Source organism: Labrenzia sp. C1B70 (assembly GCF_000475395.1).
In the GTDB taxonomy this organism is placed as follows: domain Bacteria; phylum Pseudomonadota; class Alphaproteobacteria; order Rhizobiales; family Stappiaceae; genus Roseibium; species Roseibium algicola.
Map to the genome: position 1 here is coordinate 25,039 of NZ_AXCE01000008.1, position 17,313 is coordinate 42,351.

Consider the following 17,313-nt stretch of genomic DNA (forward strand, 5'->3'; position numbering starts at 1 on the left):
CATGCTGAGGCTATGCATGACAACCGGCATGGCACTTTTCCTGTCGCTTGCTCCCGCTCACGCCGAACCGGTGTTCGGCGCCAGCGCGCGCAGCAAGGAAGCCGTGTCGCTCTGGCTGGGGTCGGCGTGGCGGGACTATACGAGCCGCCACATGACCCCGGAAGGAGCCGTCATCGACGATGCCAATGAAGGCATCAGTCACAGCGAAGGCCAGGGTTACGGCATGGTTCTGGCCGTCGCGGTGGATGACCGCGAGACCTTCAAGCTGATCCGCGACTACACCTACGAGAACCTGCAGGTGCGCAAGGATCACCTGTTTGCCTGGAAGGTGCTGCACACGCCGGAAGGTCCCAATGTCGCCGACACCAACAACGCGACGGACGGGGACCTGCTGATCGCCTGGGCGCTGATCGAGGCCTACAAGAGCTGGGGAGACCCTGAAGACCTTGCCTCGGCAAAGGTCGTTCTGGCGGATATCGCCGCAACGCTCCTTCAGCAAACCGCCCTCGGACCGGTTCTTGTTCCCGGCAGCGAAGGGTTCGTCTCCGGCGATCATCAGACCGTCACGGTCAACCCGTCCTACTGGGTCTATCCGGCCCTGGAAACCATCGCCGAGTTCGATACGTCCGCGAACTGGGGCGAGGTTGCGGTTGTCGGAGAGGACGTCCTGGACCTTTCCCAGAGGGCTCCAAGCTACCTGCCACCGGATTGGGTCGATATCGGCGGCCTCAAGCTGGTGCCTTCCGATAAGTTCACACCTGAATTCGGCTACAATGCCATCCGGGTTCCGCTCTATCTCGCGCTCTCCAGAAATGCCCTGCGCGTGAAAAAGGCGGCGGATTTTTCAACGCTACGCGGCTTTGCCGATCCCCGCGGCCCATCGGTTACGCAGATCGTCACGGGCGAGCCGAAGAGTGTCATGGGCGGCATCGGTTTTCGCGCAATTGCCGCCCTGACCAGATGCATGGACAAGGCCGAGCCATTCCCGTCCGAACTGCTGCAGATCGGCACCGACGACTATTACTCCACAACACTTCAGATCTTCACGATTCTCGCAATTGCAGAGAGGTATCCGCAATGTCTTTCACCAGAATGGTAATTGCCTCCTTCGCGCTGGCGTTTGCGACCAACGGTTCCCTGGCGCAGTCCGCTCCGTGGGAAGCCGCGCCGCAACAACAACTGCCCGGCGGCTCTCCGTTTGTCCTGCAGGCACCTGAAACCGGTGTTTTGCCGGTGCAGCAGGCCAATGTTTCGCCTTTCGCGCTTTCGGTCACCCAGCCAGGGGCTGCACAGTCCGCCGCCCCGGCAGCCCCCGCGACTGCCAAGGTCGATGAAACGGCTCTGCGCTACTACGCACAGAACGGTGAGATCGGCCGTGTGTCTGCCGAAATCAAGCGGCTGAAGTCTCTTCATCCAGACTGGCAACCGCCGGAAAACATCTACGACCGCAACCGGATCGAGGTGAACGAACAGCCGCTTTGGGATCTCTTCGCCACCGGCCGGACCCAGGAGCTCTACGCCAAGATCCGGGAATACATAAATCTCTACCCGGGTTATGAGCCTTCAGCCGAATTGCGCCGACAGATTATCAATGCCGAAGCGCGAAAGACCCTCATTCAGGCGTCCGAACTGGGCAACGCCCAGGAGGTCATCAAGATCGCGGTCAAGAACTCCGATCTTCTGACCTGCCAGGAAATCGATATTATCTGGCGGACAGCCAGGGCTCTCAACGAGACCGGTCAGGACGTCAAGGCGCTCGAAGCCTACAAGTACATCCTTGCCAACTGCGCCAATGAGGACGAGCGCAAGGCCACCGTGCAAAAGGCTGCCGAAGTGCTGCCGCGCAACGCGGTGGAGCAGCTTGTCGCCTACGGCAGAACCGGATTGGACGGTCGCTCGGAATTCAACGAAATCTACCTGGACCTGTTGCGTGGTGAAGTTGGCGAAGGCGCCACCGATCCCGCCATGCTGGTCGACAAATCGGATCTGGACGCACTCGCCAATTCGGCTGCAAAACTCCAGAACCCGAACGATGCCGAACTTCTGGGCTGGTATTACTATTCCCGCGAAGAGTTCAAGACCGCCACCAAATGGTTCCAGACAGCCTACAAGCTTCGCCCCTCGCCAAAAGCCATCGAAGGCACGGTCGTCTCCATGAAGGAAGATGGCGAATACGAGGAAGCCGAGGAACTTGCCTACAAGAACCGGCGCAAGGATCCGCTCATCCTCAAGGCATATCTGGAAGTCGTTTCGATCCAGCTTCTGGAAGGCTACGGCACCGAGATGGATTTCAAGCGCCTGTCGAGATTTGCGAACGTCGTCCAGGATGCGCAATCGCCGATTGCCGCCCAGGTGTTCGGCTGGCACTTCTACAACATGCTTGAACTCGATGAAGCTGAAATCTGGTTTGCCAAGTCGATGGAGTTCCAGCCGAACGAATCCGCGGCCGTCGGCCAGATCGTGGTTGCTCAGCGCAAGAAGCAGAAAGCCCGCGAACGACAGTTGATCGCGCAATGGTCAACCAAATTCCCGGCGATCAAGACCCTCGGCGGCGCACAGCTTGCGTCCGCTTCCGAAGAACGCAGCCGCTCCTCTGGCGGATCGCGCTCCTCCGGGTCTTCCTACCTGCGCTCTGCCGAACAGGAGATCAGCACCGGAGATTATGCAGGCGCTCTGCCGTACCTTGAAAGAAACGCAATGAGCGGGCGCGAAAGCCGCAAGGCAAAACTGCTTCGGGCCTGGGCGCTGTATCACACGGGCCGGTCGAAAGAGGCGCACAAGCTCTTCGCGGAAGCCGACAAGGCGGGATCCACGACCGAAACCCGCCAGGGCAAGTGGTTCTCCGAAAAGAAGATGTACCGCTACAACTAAAGCAACTGGTCTCTTCCCGCACGAGACCAGAAGCCCGGGCTCCTTTCCAGCTACGCAAGCTGAAGGGAGCCCGGGCCGTTTCCGGCCCATAGCCGGCATCCGGTGCCGAGCCTTCAGCGCGAATACCGGCCTCAATCCGAAATCCGGCCCAGCCCCAGGCTCAGTCCCAGGCCTCTTACAGCTTCTGGAAATCCTCCAGAATGTCGAGCAGCTGTGTCAGTTTCTCCTTGCCGATGACCTCTTCTATGCGCGCCGCGATTGCCTTGGCGTCATCGAGCTTATCCTCGATGATTGCCTGTCCGGCCGGCGTAATCGCCACCGTTTGCTTGCGCCGGTCCTTCTCGTCCGCCTGACGGGTTACCAGCCCCTTTTCCAGAAGCGTCTGAACGATCCGGGTCTGACTGGGCAACAGCAGACAGGCCCGCTCTGCCAGGGTCGAGGCATCCTGTGGACCGAATTCTTCCAGCACCCGCAGGATGCGCCACTGCTGTTCGGTGATGCCGCAGTCGGAGAGCATCTCGCGGATCGGGCCCATGACCTTCTCGCGCGCCCGGATCAGCGCAATCGGGATGGAGCGTCTTGTGGACGGCAGCGCCGGGCCGTCAGCGGGTTCAGTGTCGTCGATCATGCAAGGTCCATAGCGAATTGGCAGATTATTAGACACAAAAAGTTTGACAGTTTCGATCTCATATATTTAACATAGCAAATATTGCACTGTTAAGGAAATCCCATGCCGCACATATCGCTGGAATATTCCGCCAACCTGGAACAGCGGGCCGACATAAAGGCCCTGTGCGAGCATCTGCGTGCGCAGGCCGCAACCATCGATGCCCTTCCCATGCCCGGTCTGCGGGTGCGGGCTATCCGGTGCGACCACTATGCAATCGCCGACGGCGACCCGAAACATGCCTTCATCGACATTTCCGTACGCCTTCGCGCCGGACGGCCGGACGACGTCAAGCGCGACGCAGCGGAGCGTCTGTTCAAGGCCGCAAAGGCTTTCCTGGAACCGGTCCTGGCCACCAGTTCGCTCGCGTTATCGCTTGAGATGCGCGACATCGACCCGGACCTTTCGCCCAAGACGGGCACCATTCGCGACCATTTGGGGACTGTCTGACCCATGTCTGACCTTCAGAACAACATCGAAAAACTTGAGACCTACCTCGCAAGGTTCCGGGAGACCGGCGTGCTGAACCAGATCGGCGGCAAGGCCTGCCCCGCAGCCTCCGGCGCGACATTCGAAACCACTTCCCCGGTGGACGACAGCCTGATCTGCAAGGTTGCCAGGGGGGATGCTGCCGATATCGATGCTGCAGCCAGGGCCGCCAAGGAGGCCTTTCCGGCATGGCGCGATTTGGCCGCGACGGAGCGCAAGAAAATCCTTCACAAGATTGCCGACGGCATTGTCGCCCGCGCCGAAGAAATCGCCTTTTGCGAATGCTGGGATACCGGTCAGGCCCTGCGTTTCATGTCGAAGGCCGCCCTGCGCGGCGCCGAGAACTTCCGCTTCTTCGCTGACAAGGCGCCAGGTGCCCGCGACGGCCAGGCCCTGCCATCACCGACCCTCATGAACGTCACGACCCGTCTTCCGATCGGACCGGTCGGCGTGATCACGCCCTGGAACACGCCTTTCATGCTGTCGACCTGGAAGATCGCACCGGCGCTCGCTGCAGGCTGCACCGTGGTCCACAAACCGGCGGAATTTTCTCCAGTCACTGCACGCATCCTGATGGAAATTGCAGAAGAAGCCGGCCTGCCGAAAGGTGTCTGGAACCTGGTCAACGGCCTCGGCGAAGAAGCCGGCAAGGCCCTGACAGAACATCCTGACATCAAGGCCATCGCCTTCGTCGGCGAGAGCCGCACCGGGTCCATGATCATGCGTCAGGGGGCGGAAACCCTGAAGCGGGTGCATTTCGAGCTCGGTGGCAAGAACCCCGTGATCGTTTTCGACGATGCCGATCTCGACCGGGCGCTGGATGCGGCGATCTTCATGATCTATTCGCTCAACGGAGAGCGCTGCACCTCGTCCTCGCGCCTTCTGGTGCAGGACACGATTGCCGATGAATTCGAGGCAAGGCTCATCGAGCGCGTCAACAACATCAGGGTCGGTCATCCCCTCGACCCAAAGACCGAAATCGGCCCGCTGATCCACAAGACCCATTTCGACAAGGTGACCGGCTACTTCGAAACCGCCCGCCAGGACGGCGCAACGATTGCCGCTGGTGGCAGCCGCGTCGGGACGGAAGGCTGCTTCGTGCGTCCTACCCTCTTCACCGGTGCGAACAACTCCATGAAGATCGCCCAGGAAGAAATCTTCGGCCCGGTCCTGACCTCCATCCGCTTCGGTTCGGAAGAAGAAGCACTTCAGGTCGCCAATGACATTCCCTACGGCCTGACCGGCTACGTCTGGACAAACGACCTGACGCGGGCGCTGAGGTTCACCAACGCTCTGGAAGCGGGCATGATCTGGGTGAACTCGGAAAACGTCCGCCACCTGCCCACCCCCTTCGGCGGCGTCAAGGCCAGCGGCATCGGCCGCGACGGCGGCGACTGGTCGTTCGAATTCTACATGGAGCAGAAACACATCGGCTTTGCGACCGGCCAGCACGCCATCCCGCGCCTTGGTGCGTGAGGAATGTGAACGACATAAGATCGCAGTAACGGGAGGAGACTATGGGAGAAATCGTTCTCGCGGCCAAGGTCACGCATGTGCCGACCATGCTGATGTCGGAACAGCCCGGACCTGTGGAGGGCAAGCGTCAGCCGGCCATCAACGGTCATTACGAAATCGCGCGCCGGGCAAAAGCGCTCGGCGCGACGACGGCGATCGTCTGCGACACGCATTGGGTGATCAACGCAGGCTTTCACATCAATGCCAACAAGCGGTTCGAGGGCCTGTTCACCTCGAACGAATTTCCGCATTTCATCCAGAACCTGCCTTATGCCTACGAGGGCAACCCGGAGATGGGCGATGCCATCGCAAGAGAGGCAACCGAGCGCGGCGCTTTCACGCTCGCCCATCATCTCGACAGCCTGGAACTTGAATACGGCACGCTGGTGCCGATGCGGTTCATGAGCCGGGAACACGACATGAAGGTCGTGTCGGTCGCCGCCTGGTGCACGGTGCACGGCCATGACGAGAGCCGTATCGTCGGCGAGGCGATCCGGGCGGCAGTCGAAGCCAGTGACGAGAAGGTGCTGCTGCTTGCGTCGGGATCCCTGTCTCACAAGATCTGGGCCAACAAGGACTACGCCGCCAACAACGGCACATTCACCATCTCATCCGAGTTCAACCGGCAGGTCGATCTGCATGTCCTCGACATGTGGCAAAGGGGCGATCATGCCACCTTCCTGAAGATGCTGCCGGAATATGCCGACCATTGCTGCGGCGAAGGCTCCATGCACGACACGGCCATGCTCTATGGTGCGCTCGGCTGGGACAGCTACACCGCCGAATGCGAGGTCGTGACCGACTATTTCCCCAGTTCCGGTACCGGACAGACCAACGTCATCTTCCCGGTCCAATAGGTTAATCGCAGGAGCCTTCCATGCCCATTCCGGCCCCCAATCTCTATCCGCCCTTCAACATCATCCGGCTCAGCCATGTGGAACTGGGCGTCACGGATCTGGCCAAGAGCCGGGCCTTCTATGTCGACACGCTCGGGCTTCAGGTCACGGACGAATCCGATGAGGCGATCTATCTGCGCGCCATGGAAGAACGCGGCCACCATTGCCTTGTCCTGCGCAAATCGGCAGATGCCGCTGCCCGTGATCTCGGCTTCAAGGTGTTCGACGAGGAAAACCTCGACAAGGCCGCGCACTTCTTCAAGGGCAAGGGATTGCCGGTGGACTGGGTCGAGCGGCCCTATCAGTCGCGCACATTCCGGACCCGCGATCCGCACGGCATCCCGCTGGAGTTCTACGCCAAGATGGACCGCCTGCCGCCGATCCATCAGAAATACGCGCTCTACAAGGGCGTGAAGCCGCTCCGCATCGACCACTTCAACTGCTTCTCGCCGGACGTCGATGCTTCCGTTGCCTTCTACAACGAGCTTGGCTTCCGGGTGACCGAATACACGGAAGACGAGGCAACCGGCCGTCTGTGGGCCGCCTGGACCCACCGCAAGGGCGGCGTCCACGACATTGCCTTCACCAACGGCAAGGGCCCGCGCCTCCACCACACCGCGTTCTGGGTGCCGACCCCGCTCAATATCATCGACCTGCTCGACCTGATGGCAACCACTGGCTGGGTATCCAATATCGAGCGCGGCCCGGGCCGACACGGCATTTCCAACGCCTTCTTCCTCTACATTCGAGACCCGGACGGCCACCGGATCGAGATCTACTGTTCGGATTACCAGACGGTCGATCCGGATCTGGAACCTATCAGGTGGGACCTGAAGGATCCGCAGCGGCAGACCCTTTGGGGCGCACCGGCTCCCAAGAGCTGGTTCGAGGAAGGATCCCTGTTCGAAGGAACCGAAGTTCAAGCCCCCAGCCTTGCCGCACAACCGATTGTTGCGCCATAGGTGAAACAGACAATGGTTGGAAGAATGCGATGAACTGGACTGACTTTGCCGGCTGGGGCCGGAGGGTGGCCGACTGGGCCGCAGACTATCACCAGACCCTGCGGCAGCGGCCTGTCCGCGCCCAGGTGAAGCCGGGCGAAATCCTCAACGCCCTCCCCGAGGCACCTCCCGAACTTGCCGAGGAGATGGAGAAGATCTTCGCGGACTTCGAGAAGATCGTGCTGCCGGGCATGACCCATTGGCAGCACCCGCGCTTTTTTGCCTATTTCCCTGCCAATGCGTCCCCACCGTCAATGCTGGCGGAATATCTCGTTACCGCCATGGCGGCGCAGTGCATGCTATGGCAGACCTCTCCGGCGGCAACCGAGATGGAAACCAGGATGATGGACTGGCTGCGCCAGGCCGTCGGTCTGCCCGGGTCCTTTTCCGGAGTGATCCAGGACAGCGCCTCCACCGCAACTCTGGCCGCCGTCCTGACCATGCGCGAGCGCGCCCTTTCATGGGATGGCAACAAGGCCGGCCTCAGCGGGCAACCGCGCCTTCGGGTCTATTCCTCCAATGAGGTCCACACCTCCATCGACAGGGCAATCTGGATCTCCGGCATCGGCCAGGACAATCTGGTGCGTATCCCCGTTCTGGGCCCACGCCGCTCCATGGATCCGGACGCGCTGCGCGCCGCCATCGAAGCCGATCTTGCGGCTGGTTTCCGGCCAGCCGGCATCATCGCCTGCACCGGTGGCACCGGCGTTGGCGCGTCGGATGATGTTGGCGCGGTCGTCACGGTCGCGAAGGACTTCGGCCTCTATGTGCATCTTGATGCGGCCTGGGCAGGCGCGGCGATGATCGTCCCCGAGTACCGCGAGCTCTGGGAAGGCGTCGACGGCGTCGATTCCATGGTTTTCAATCCGCACAAATGGCTTGGTGCCCAGTTCGATTGTTCCGCCCATTTCGTCCGCGATCCGGAAGACCTTGTGCGCACTTTGGCGATCCGGCCGGAATATCTGAAGACCCACGGCCACGACGGGATCGTCAACTATTCCGAATGGTCCGTTCCACTCGGCCGCCGGTTCCGGGCCTTGAAGCTCTGGTTCCTGATGCGCTCCTACGGTTTGGAAGGCCTGCGAGAGCGCCTGCGCAACCATGTCGACTGGTCGGCCGCTCTTGCCGAGCGTTTGCGTGCAGAACCGGATTTCGAAATCACCTCCGAGCCCGTCCTTTCCCTGTTCAGTTTTCGCTTTGCCCCTGAAGGTGCAAGGGACCTCGACACGCTCAACCAGCGCCTCGTCGATACCATCAACGACGATGGCCGGATTTACCTGACCCAGACCCTGCTGGATGGTGCCAAGGTGGTCCGCTTCCAGGTCGGGCAGTTCGACTGCACACAGGAAGACGTCGCCTTTGCCTTCGACGTCATTACCGAAATTGCCAGAAACATGGAGACCGCATGACCCGGCTCGCAACCTACAGCGCCGACGGACAGGAATTTTACGGAGCCGTCACGGATACCGGCATGATTGCCCTGTCGCCGGACTTTCCGCAGTGGCCGACGCTTTACGACGCCATTCGCGCCGGCGGTCTGCAGGATCTCGTCACTGCCGCAAAGGACAAGCCGGTTACGCATTCCGAGTTCACTTATGAAATGGTGCTGCCGATCGCGCCGCGGATCCTGTGTGTTGGCGTCAACTTTCCCGACCGCAATGCGGAGTACAAGGACGGCAGCACCCAACCGAAATACATGTCCTTGTTCCCGCGGTTTGCCAGCGGGTTCACCGGCCACGACCGGCCGCTGATCCGGCCGCCCGAAAACCACACACTCGATTACGAGGGTGAAGTAGCCATCGTCATCGGCAAGACCGGCCGACGCATCAAGGCGGAAGATGCCTACGACCATATCTGCGCCCTGACCCTGTGCAACGAAGGCACCATCCGCGACTGGGTTCGGCACGCGAAATTCAACGTCACCCAGGGCAAGAACTGGGACCGCTCCGGTTCTATCGGCCCCTGGCTCGTGCCTTTCGAAAAGGCCGAGCAGCTGGATGAGGCCCGCATTCAGACCCGCGTCAACGGAGAGCTGCGCCAGGACGATTACCTGAAGCGCATGACATTCCCAATCCGTGAGGAAATCGCCTACATCTCGACTTTCATGACACTTCAGCCCGGCGACATCATCGTCACCGGCACACCGACAGGTGCCGGCGCCCGGTTCGACCCTCCCCGCTATCTGAAACCCGGTGACGTGGTCGAGATCGAGGTCGATGGCATCGGCATCTTGCGGAACGGGGTGGAGGATGAAAAATGAGCCTGAGCGAAGCAGACATCTCCAAAGCCGCAAATGATCTCCTGAACGCGGAAAAGACGCTCGAGCAGATCGGTCTACTCACCCTGCGCCATCCGAACCTCGACATGGACGGGGCCTATGCAATCCAGAAAGAACTTGCCAGGGCGAAGCTTGCCGAAGGCCGCAAGACCATCGGCTGGAAGATCGGCCTGACGTCGAAAGCCATGCAGGACGCGCTCAAGATCGACATTCCGGACAGCGGCGTCCTCTTCGACGACATGCTGTTTGAAACCGGCGCCACTGTCCCCAAGGACCGGTTCATCCAGCCGCGCATCGAAGCGGAAATTGCCTTTGTCATGAAGGCCTCTCTCGGTGGCGCCAACGTCACGCGCGAGGATGTACTTGCGGCGACGGATCACGTGTGCCCGAGCCTGGAGATTCTCGATACGCGCATCCAGCGCGTCGATCCGGAGACGGGACAGGCTCGCAAGATCTTCGACACCATTGCCGATAACGCCGCCAATGCCGGCCTTGTTCTGGGCAACGAAAAGCATGATCCCGGAGCAATCGACCTCCGTTGGGCCGGCGCCATCGTCACCAGGAACGGTGAAGTGGAGGAGACCGGTCTTGGTGCGGGCGTCCTCAACGATCCGGTCGAGAGCGTCGTTTGGCTGGCGCGCCGCATGGCCGATTACGGACAGACAATCGAAGCCGGACAGATTATTCTGTCCGGATCCTTCATCCGGCCGGTGGAATGCCCGTCCGGTTCGAAGGTCCACGCCGACTTCGGACCGTTCGGGTCTGTATCCTGCTCCTTCGCCTAATAGGGAATACCATGCCAGCGCCTCAAAACGCCTTCAAAGCCGCCTTGAATTCCGGTCAGCCGCAGATGGGCTGCTGGGTCGGGCTTGCCGATGCCTACACGGCGGAGATTACCGCAAGTGCCGGCTTCGACTGGCTGCTGATCGATTGCGAACACGCGCCCAACGACCTCCGATCCATGATGGCGCAGCTGAAAGTGGTCGAGGCCTCTGGCAGCAAGCCGGTCGTGCGGGTACCCATTGGCGAAACCTGGATGATCAAGCAGTTCCTGGATGCCGGTGCGCAATCGCTGCTGGTCCCGATGGTGGAAAGCAAGGCGCAGGCAGAAGAGCTCGTCAGTGCCGTACGTTATCCGCCGGTCGGTGTGCGCGGCGTTGGATCCGCGCTTGCCCGCGCGTCCGGCTTTTCCGCCATTCCCGACTACCTGACGACTGCCGACGGTGAGATCTGCCTTCTGGTTCAGGTGGAAAACCGCGCTGGCCTGGCAGACCTCGACGGCATCCTGTCGGTCGACGGCGTTGATGGTGTCTTCATCGGGCCCTCGGATCTGGCCGCCGATATGGGCCACCTCGGTGACCCGATGCATCCTGAAGTCGTTGCCGCGATCCTCGACGCCATGAAACGCATCAAGGCTGCCGGCAAGGCACCGGGTATCCTGACCACCAATCTGGATTTCGCCCGCACCTGTCTGGAGCTCGGCGCAACCTTCGTTGCCACGTCGATCGACGTCACCCTCTATGCCGCGGCGATCCGCGGCGCAGCCCGGCAGGCAAAGGAGTTACTTGGGTCGGTCGAAGGCTAAAGGCCAGAGGTTCGATGCAGTCTCTTGAACAAGGTGCCCATCCTTCGAGACGGGCCTGAAGGCCCTCCTCAGGATGAGGCCTTGGGGCGGTAGTATGAACTGTCCTTGACTGACCGGATCCGAGACGCCTGCCTGCCAGAACCCCGGTAACTACGTCAGACAGGTGACCATGCCGGACTTTCCATCCCCGGGAGCCCCTTCACCGAAGAGCCTCCCAACCACCCTCCTCATCCTGAGGAAGCGCGAAGCGCTGTCTCGAAGGATGGGCCGCGTGAACGAAAAAGAGCCGCCAGTCCATCTGAGGGGACCTGGCGGCTCTTCAAACATGAGGCCGTAGTGGATGGTGCCGAAAACCTAGCCCAGCACAACCACCTTGGCGCCGACATTGACGCGGTTGTAGAGATCGATGATGTCCTGATGCCACATGCGGATACAGCCGCTGGAAGCATTGGTACCGATGCTGGAGGGCTGGTTGGTGCTGTGGATGCGGTAGAGCGTATCCTTGTTGCCCTGCCACAGATAAAGCCCGCGCGCGCCGATCGGATTGCTCGGACCGCCGTCCTGCCCGTCACGATATTTTTCCAGTTTCGGATCCCGTTCGATCATCTCGTCCGGCGGAAACCATTTCGGCCACTCGCGCTTGAAGCGGATTTCCGCCTCACCGTTCCAGGCAAAGCCGGCGCGACCGACACCGATGCCATAGCGGATGGCACGACCACCGGGCTGGATCAGGTAGAGATACTTGCTGCCGGGATCGACAACGATTGTGCCGGATGGATATTTGCTCGGATAGAACACCACCTGGCGCAGATATTTCGGGTCGAACTTCTGATACTGGATCGCCGGTATCGAAAACCCGCCATCGGTTCTGGCGGCATAGGCCGTCGCGTAATCCGGTGTCCCGTCGGCCAGCGGGGTCAATCCCGCCTGCACGGTTGAACTCTGCTGGCTCTGGCAGGCTGCCAGCAGCAGGGGTATTGCAGCAACAAATGTGCGTCGGCTCATCGTGGAAGCCATATTCGCGTCCTTTCAGCGGCGTGCTCGAACCGTCAAACTTGCAATAATACGGTTCTGACCGGATCAGAAAATTCTAAAGACACATCACGCGATCCAGGAGCGAAAGCAACATATTTATGGTAAACAGTTGATTAAAATTGGGGCTTTTCTGCCGTTAGGTTACACAAACAATCAGGCGCTCAACCTGTTGCGGCAGGCAATCAGGTCCATTCTTGTGACAGGCACCAGCGCTCCACGGCTGCCGATCACATGCGCGGCAAGGGCACAGCCCGCACGAACAGCCTCACGCGTTCTTGCCCGTTCCATGTATTCGACCAGGAACGCCGCATTGAAACTGTCGCCTGCTGCCGTCGTATCGACGACCGTGCTTGCCGGTTCCGGCTGATACTGAAAACTGTCGCCATCGGCCCCGCGCACAAGGATCGGCCCCGCCCCGTTCTTGACCACGACCAGCCGCGCCCCATTGGCGAGATAGCGCGCCGCGGTCGCCGCTTCGTCGGTATCCTTGAAATGGCTGGCTTCATCTTCAAACGACGGCAGCACGATGCCGGCGACACTGGCCGCCTTCATCGTCCAGCGGCACATTTCGTTACTGGCCGGCCACAGGCGCGGCCGCAGGTTCGGGTCGAAGACGATTTCCGCGCCGCGCCCGGCAGCCGCCTGCAGGGCGGCTAGCAGCCGGTCCCGGGCTGCTTCGGCAAGAATGGCCACGGTGATACCGGAAAAATAGAGCAGATCCCCTTCCCCGGCTGTCTCCAGTGCTGTGAGATCGTCGGCAAGATGCCGGGCCGCGGACTGCGAGCGCCAGTACTGAAAGCTTCGTTCGCCTTCGCTCAGGAAAATCATGTACATGCCCGGCGCAGCACCTGGCACCCTGGCCATCAAGGGCCTGATTCCTGCAGCTTCGATAAAGTCCGTCAGTTGTCCGGAAAGTGCGTCATCGCCGACAGCACTCAGGTACCCGACATCCAGCTTTTCGGTGTCCGTCAGCTGGCGCGCGTACCAGGCCGTGTTGAACGTATCGCCGGCAAAGCCGACGGCGTAGGTTCCTGACGGTGTCGGTGAAAACTCGACCATGCATTCGCCGATGGCGAGAAACCGCATCGGCATACTCATTCCTCGAAATGGTTCAGGTTCTCGGCGCGGATGCGGCCGAGAATGGTGGCAATCCGGCCCAGGTGTTCGGTCAGCATGGATTCGGCCAGTTTGCCGTCCCGCCTGCGAATGGCCGACATGATACGGAAATGGTCGTCCAGTGCGACTTGCGCGCCGGACGCCAGCGACAGGAACCGCACCCGGTCCATATGCGCTTTCTGCTCGCGGATCAGCGCCCAGACATAGTCGTGGCCCGAGATTTCACAGATCCTCCGGTGAAACGTATCGTCAAGCGTGTGAAACAATTGGCGTTCATTCGCATCCACCGCCGCCTGCTGCTGTGCAAGCAGCTCGTCCAGATCGTCGATCTGTGCGTCCGTGATCACTTCGATGGCGGCTCGCATGCAGGCAACTTCCAGCGCCGTCCGCACGAACTTGGCCTTCAGCACCGCAACTTCCGAGATCTTGGAGATAACCGTTGCCCGTTGGGGCCGGATCAAAAGGAACCCGAGCTGCGACAGCCGGTAGAAGGCATCGCGCACGGGTTGGCGAGACACGCCGAAGGCCTTTGCCACTTCCGCTTCCGACATGCGCGTGCCCGGCGCCAGGTCCAGTGACAGGATCTGCTGGTGCAATTCCTCGAACACCGTATCTGCGACGGTCGGGATCTTGATCGGCTCGAGCACCTTCAGGGCGCTACTTTCTGACATCAGCGTTGTCTCCGTTGACTCGTCTACTCAACTAGCATATCAGTTTACTAGTAGCAACATCAGCCTGCCCAAAGGCGCCACGGGAGAAACGAATGTCACTGGAAAGAGCGGATGCACCGGATATTTCGGAACAGGGCCTTGACCCGCACCGCCTGTTTCCCGCCGATGCGACCTCGCGCAAGATCGCGACGGAGCTTTATGCCACCGTCAAGGATCTGCCGATCGTCAGCCCGCACGGGCACACGGATCCGCGCTGGTATGCCGAAAACGAAGCTTTCCCCGATCCGGCGCAACTGTTCATCGTTCCCGATCACTACGTCTTCCGCATGCTGTTCTCGCAAGGGATCGACCTCAGCCAACTGGGTGTACCGCGCATCGACGGCGGCTTGAGCGAGACCGACAGCCGCAAGATCTGGCGCACCTTTGCCGAGAACTTTCATCTTTTCCGGGCCACACCTTCACGCATGTGGCTGGAGCATTCCTTCCAGGAAGTCTTCGGCTGGACCAAACGGATCTCCGCCCAAACCGCGGATGAAGCCTACGACCACATTGCCGATTGCCTGAGCCGCCCGGAATTCCGGCCGCGTGCGCTGTTCGAGCGCTTCAACATCGAGGTGATCGCAACCACGGAATCACCGCTGGACGACCTGAAATGGCACCGACAGATCCGGGACAGCGGCTGGAAAGGGCGGGTCGTCACGGCTTATCGCCCCGATGCGGTTGTCGACCCGGAGTTCGAGGGATTTAGCGCCAACGTCGAAAAATTCGGCGAGCTCGCCGGTGAAGACACCACAAGCTGGCAGGGTTACCTCAATGCCCACCGGGTGCGCCGGGCCTATTTCAAGTCCTTCGGCGCAACGTCGTCCGATCATGGTCACGCCACCGCACGCACCGAGAACCTGCCGGCTGCGGATGCTGAAGCCCTGTTCCAGAAGGCCCTGAAAGGCAATTGCTCACCAGCGGAAGCCGACGCATTCCGCGGCCATATGCTGACGGAAATGGCACGAATGAGCCTCGAGGACGGGCTGGTTCTGCAGATTCATCCGGGCAGCTACCGCAATCATTCGTCCGGCATCATGGCGGCTCATGGCCGGGACAAGGGTTTCGACATCCCAACCCAGACCAGCTACGTCAAGGCGCTCAAGCCGCTGCTGGACGCGGTCGGTCTGGAAAAGGACCTTTCGATCATTCTCTTCACGCTGGACGAAACGGCCTATTCTCGTGAACTGGCCCCGCTTGCCGGCGTCTATCCGACGCTCAAGCTCGGTCCGGCCTGGTGGTTCTACGACAGCCCGGAAGGCATGCGCCGCTACCGGGAACTGACCACGGAAACCGCGGGTTTCTACAACACAGTCGGCTTCAACGACGACACCCGCGCCTTCTGCTCGATTCCGGCCCGCCACGATGTGGCCCGCCGTGTCGATTGCGCTTACCTCGCATCGCTCGTGACATCCGGGAGGCTGGACGAGGACGAGGCATATGAGGTCGCTCACGACCTCACTTACAGGCTTGCCAAGCAGGCCTATCGGCTCTGACGAGCCAATTTCGGGAGGAGACTATGAAAGTATTGAAGACCCTTGCGGCATCGCTTCTGGCCACCGCCGCGCTCACATCCGCATCGCTCGCATGCGAAGTGACACTGAAATCGTCCGACACCCATCCGGACGGCTATCCGACGGTGGAGGCCGTCAAGCAGATGGGCAAGCTGCTGGAAGAGCGCACTGACGGCCGCATCTGTGTCGAAGTGTTCCATTCCGCGCAGCTTGGCGAGGAAAAGGACACCATTGAACAGACCAAGTTCGGCGTCATCGACCTGAACCGCGTCTCCATGGGCCCGTTCAACAACCTGGTCGAGGAAACCAAGGTTGTCTCGCTGCCTTACATCTTCAAGGGCGTCGATCACATGCACACAGTGATGGACGGTCCGATTGGTGACGAGATCCTGGCGGCGTTCGAACCGCACGGCTATGTCGGCCTTGCCTTTTACGACGGCGGGTCGCGCAGCTTCTACAACAAGGTCAAACCGATCAAATCGATTGAAGATCTTGAAGGCATGAAGGTTCGCGTCATGCAGTCCGACATCTTCGTCGACATGATGTCGGCGCTCGGTGCCAACGCGACGCCGATGCCCTATGGCGAAGTCTATTCGTCCATCCAGACCGGCGTTATCGACGGTGCGGAAAACAACTGGCCGTCCTACGAATCTTCCGGTCACTTCGAAGTTGCCGGCTACTACACTCTGGACGAACACCTGATCGTGCCGGAAGTGCTGGTGATGTCGAAGAAGTCCTGGGACAATCTGTCTCCGGAAGACCAGGCTGCCGTCCGCCAGGCCGCAAAGGACTCGGTCCCCTTCATGCGCGAACAGTGGCAGGCCCGCGAAAAGGCGTCTGAAGAAAAAGTCCGTGCTGCCGGTGTCGAAGTCGTCACGGAAATCGACAAGGAGCCGTTCATGGCAGCCATGGACAGCGTCTACGAGAAGCACGTGACCTCCGAAAATCTGAAGGATCTCGTCGCCCGCATCCGCGCGACCGACTGATCTTCGCAAGCCCGCAGCCGGCAAAGCTGTTTCGCGGTCCATCGACCGCGGAACGGCCCGGCTGGCTGCTGGCCGTTTTTCAGGATCCGCCTTGACCCGGTTCCCTGCTTCAGGATCTCGACGTGCAGCCTCATCTCAAGTTCACCGCGCAGATGTTGCGCCATGTCTCCACGGCAGCGCTCTGGCTTGCCGGAGGCGGCCTCATTCTCATGACCGTGTTCATCACGGCGCAGGTCTTCATGCGCTACGTCATGAACGACAGTCTCGTTTGGTCGGAACCTGCTTCCGTCATCCTGATGGGCTGGTTCATCTTCCTCGGCGCCGCCGTCGGCATCCGTGAAGGTTACCATCTCAGTTTCGACGTCCTGCTCTACTTTCTGCCGCAGGGAGCCAAACTGGTGCTTTACAGCATCTCCGATGCCGTGGTCGCCGCCTTTGGCGCGGGCATGGCCTGGTACGGCGCGGAACTGGCGCAGTCGGCCTGGGATGTAAAACTGCCGTCGCTCGGCGTTTCAGGCGCGGTTGATTTCCTGCCGCTCGTTGGCGGCGGTTGCCTGGTTTTTCTCTTTTCCATCGAACGCCTGATGCGTCGCGCAGCCGGTCTGCCGACCGCACGCTTCGGCGAAGATCCCATCGAAGAGGCTGCTTGA

At 60.7% G+C, this 17,313-nt stretch carries 17 protein-coding genes; 13 read left to right on the top strand and 4 right to left on the bottom strand.

Annotated features, from left to right (window positions below; genetic code table 11):
• The first annotated feature begins 1 nt into the window (after nt 1).
• A complete protein-coding gene (locus tag Q666_RS43855) occupies nt 2-1,099 on the top strand; it encodes a glycosyl hydrolase family 8 (RefSeq protein WP_052001968.1) in 1,098 nt (365 codons plus the stop codon).
• Nucleotides 1,078-2,871, top strand: a complete 1,794-nt coding sequence (locus Q666_RS43860; protein ID WP_152533316.1) for a hypothetical protein — start codon at nt 1,078-1,080, stop codon at nt 2,869-2,871. Before Q666_RS43855 ends, Q666_RS43860 begins: the two co-directional genes overlap by 22 nt.
• Before the next feature lie 175 nt (nt 2,872-3,046).
• Here Q666_RS43860 and hpaR read toward each other — a convergent pair whose 3' ends face one another.
• Nucleotides 3,047-3,499, bottom strand: coding sequence for a homoprotocatechuate degradation operon regulator HpaR (gene hpaR, locus Q666_RS43865; RefSeq protein WP_023003267.1), 453 nt, complete (start codon nt 3,497-3,499; stop codon nt 3,047-3,049).
• A 102-nt stretch (nt 3,500-3,601) separates the two neighbouring features.
• Between hpaR and Q666_RS43870 the strand changes: the two genes are divergently transcribed.
• The 8 genes from Q666_RS43870 to hpaI are packed head-to-tail and all read left to right on the top strand — an operon-like array spanning nt 3,602 to nt 11,302.
• The gene (locus Q666_RS43870; RefSeq protein ID WP_023003266.1) at nt 3,602-3,988 is read left to right on the top strand and encodes a 5-carboxymethyl-2-hydroxymuconate Delta-isomerase; all 387 of its coding nucleotides are present in this window, start codon (nt 3,602-3,604) and stop codon (nt 3,986-3,988) included.
• Nucleotides 3,989-3,991: 3 nt separating this feature from the next.
• Nucleotides 3,992-5,503 (top strand): 5-carboxymethyl-2-hydroxymuconate semialdehyde dehydrogenase, encoded by a 1,512-nt coding sequence (gene hpaE / locus Q666_RS43875; protein WP_023003265.1) that lies wholly within the window; start codon nt 3,992-3,994, stop codon nt 5,501-5,503.
• Nucleotides 5,504-5,544: 41 nt separating this feature from the next.
• The gene (hpaD, locus tag Q666_RS43880) at nt 5,545-6,399 is read left to right on the top strand and encodes a 3,4-dihydroxyphenylacetate 2,3-dioxygenase (protein WP_023003264.1); all 855 of its coding nucleotides are present in this window, start codon (nt 5,545-5,547) and stop codon (nt 6,397-6,399) included.
• Between the two features lie 20 nt (nt 6,400-6,419).
• Nucleotides 6,420-7,400, top strand: coding sequence for a 3,4-dihydroxyphenylacetate 2,3-dioxygenase (gene hpaD / locus Q666_RS43885; RefSeq protein ID WP_023003263.1), 981 nt, complete (start codon nt 6,420-6,422; stop codon nt 7,398-7,400).
• Nucleotides 7,401-7,429: 29 nt separating this feature from the next.
• Nucleotides 7,430-8,848: a pyridoxal-dependent decarboxylase gene (locus Q666_RS43890; protein WP_023014498.1), complete on the top strand. Its 1,419-nt coding sequence runs from the start codon at nt 7,430-7,432 to the stop codon at nt 8,846-8,848.
• Nucleotides 8,845-9,699 carry a fumarylacetoacetate hydrolase family protein gene (locus tag Q666_RS43895; protein ID WP_023003261.1) on the top strand — a complete coding sequence of 285 codons (855 nt, stop codon included), beginning with the start codon at nt 8,845-8,847 and terminating at the stop codon, nt 9,697-9,699. Before Q666_RS43890 ends, Q666_RS43895 begins: the two co-directional genes overlap by 4 nt.
• The gene (gene hpaH / locus Q666_RS43900; RefSeq protein WP_023003260.1) at nt 9,696-10,502 is read left to right on the top strand and encodes a 2-oxo-hept-4-ene-1,7-dioate hydratase; all 807 of its coding nucleotides are present in this window, start codon (nt 9,696-9,698) and stop codon (nt 10,500-10,502) included. Before Q666_RS43895 ends, hpaH begins: the two co-directional genes overlap by 4 nt.
• Nucleotides 10,503-10,513: 11 nt before the next feature.
• Nucleotides 10,514-11,302: a 4-hydroxy-2-oxoheptanedioate aldolase gene (gene hpaI, locus Q666_RS43905; protein ID WP_023003259.1), complete on the top strand. Its 789-nt coding sequence runs from the start codon at nt 10,514-10,516 to the stop codon at nt 11,300-11,302.
• A 354-nt stretch (nt 11,303-11,656) separates the two neighbouring features.
• On the opposite strand, the gene Q666_RS43910 is transcribed toward hpaI, so the two are convergent.
• The 3 genes from Q666_RS43910 to Q666_RS43920 all read right to left on the bottom strand — a co-directional run bounded on the left by Q666_RS43910 (nt 11,657) and on the right by Q666_RS43920 (nt 14,124).
• Nucleotides 11,657-12,319 carry a L,D-transpeptidase gene (locus tag Q666_RS43910; RefSeq protein ID WP_023003258.1) on the bottom strand — a complete coding sequence of 221 codons (663 nt, stop codon included), beginning with the start codon at nt 12,317-12,319 and terminating at the stop codon, nt 11,657-11,659.
• Between the two features lie 171 nt (nt 12,320-12,490).
• Nucleotides 12,491-13,429, bottom strand: a complete 939-nt coding sequence (locus Q666_RS43915) for a sugar kinase (protein WP_023003257.1) — start codon at nt 13,427-13,429, stop codon at nt 12,491-12,493.
• A gap of 2 nt (nt 13,430-13,431) precedes the next feature.
• Nucleotides 13,432-14,124, bottom strand: a complete 693-nt coding sequence (locus tag Q666_RS43920) for a GntR family transcriptional regulator (RefSeq protein WP_023003256.1) — start codon at nt 14,122-14,124, stop codon at nt 13,432-13,434.
• A gap of 92 nt (nt 14,125-14,216) precedes the next feature.
• On the opposite strand from Q666_RS43920, the gene uxaC reads away from it, so the two are divergent.
• The 3 genes from uxaC to Q666_RS43935 all read left to right on the top strand — a co-directional run bounded on the left by uxaC (nt 14,217) and on the right by Q666_RS43935 (nt 17,313).
• Entirely contained in the window at nt 14,217-15,659 is a 1,443-nt protein-coding gene (gene uxaC / locus Q666_RS43925; RefSeq protein WP_023003255.1) for a glucuronate isomerase, read from the top strand.
• A 23-nt stretch (nt 15,660-15,682) separates the two neighbouring features.
• Complete coding sequence (locus tag Q666_RS43930) at nt 15,683-16,663, top strand: TRAP transporter substrate-binding protein (protein WP_023003254.1); 981 nt, start codon at nt 15,683-15,685, stop codon at nt 16,661-16,663.
• A 152-nt stretch (nt 16,664-16,815) separates the two neighbouring features.
• The gene (locus Q666_RS43935) at nt 16,816-17,313 is read left to right on the top strand and encodes a TRAP transporter small permease (protein WP_031270401.1); all 498 of its coding nucleotides are present in this window, start codon (nt 16,816-16,818) and stop codon (nt 17,311-17,313) included.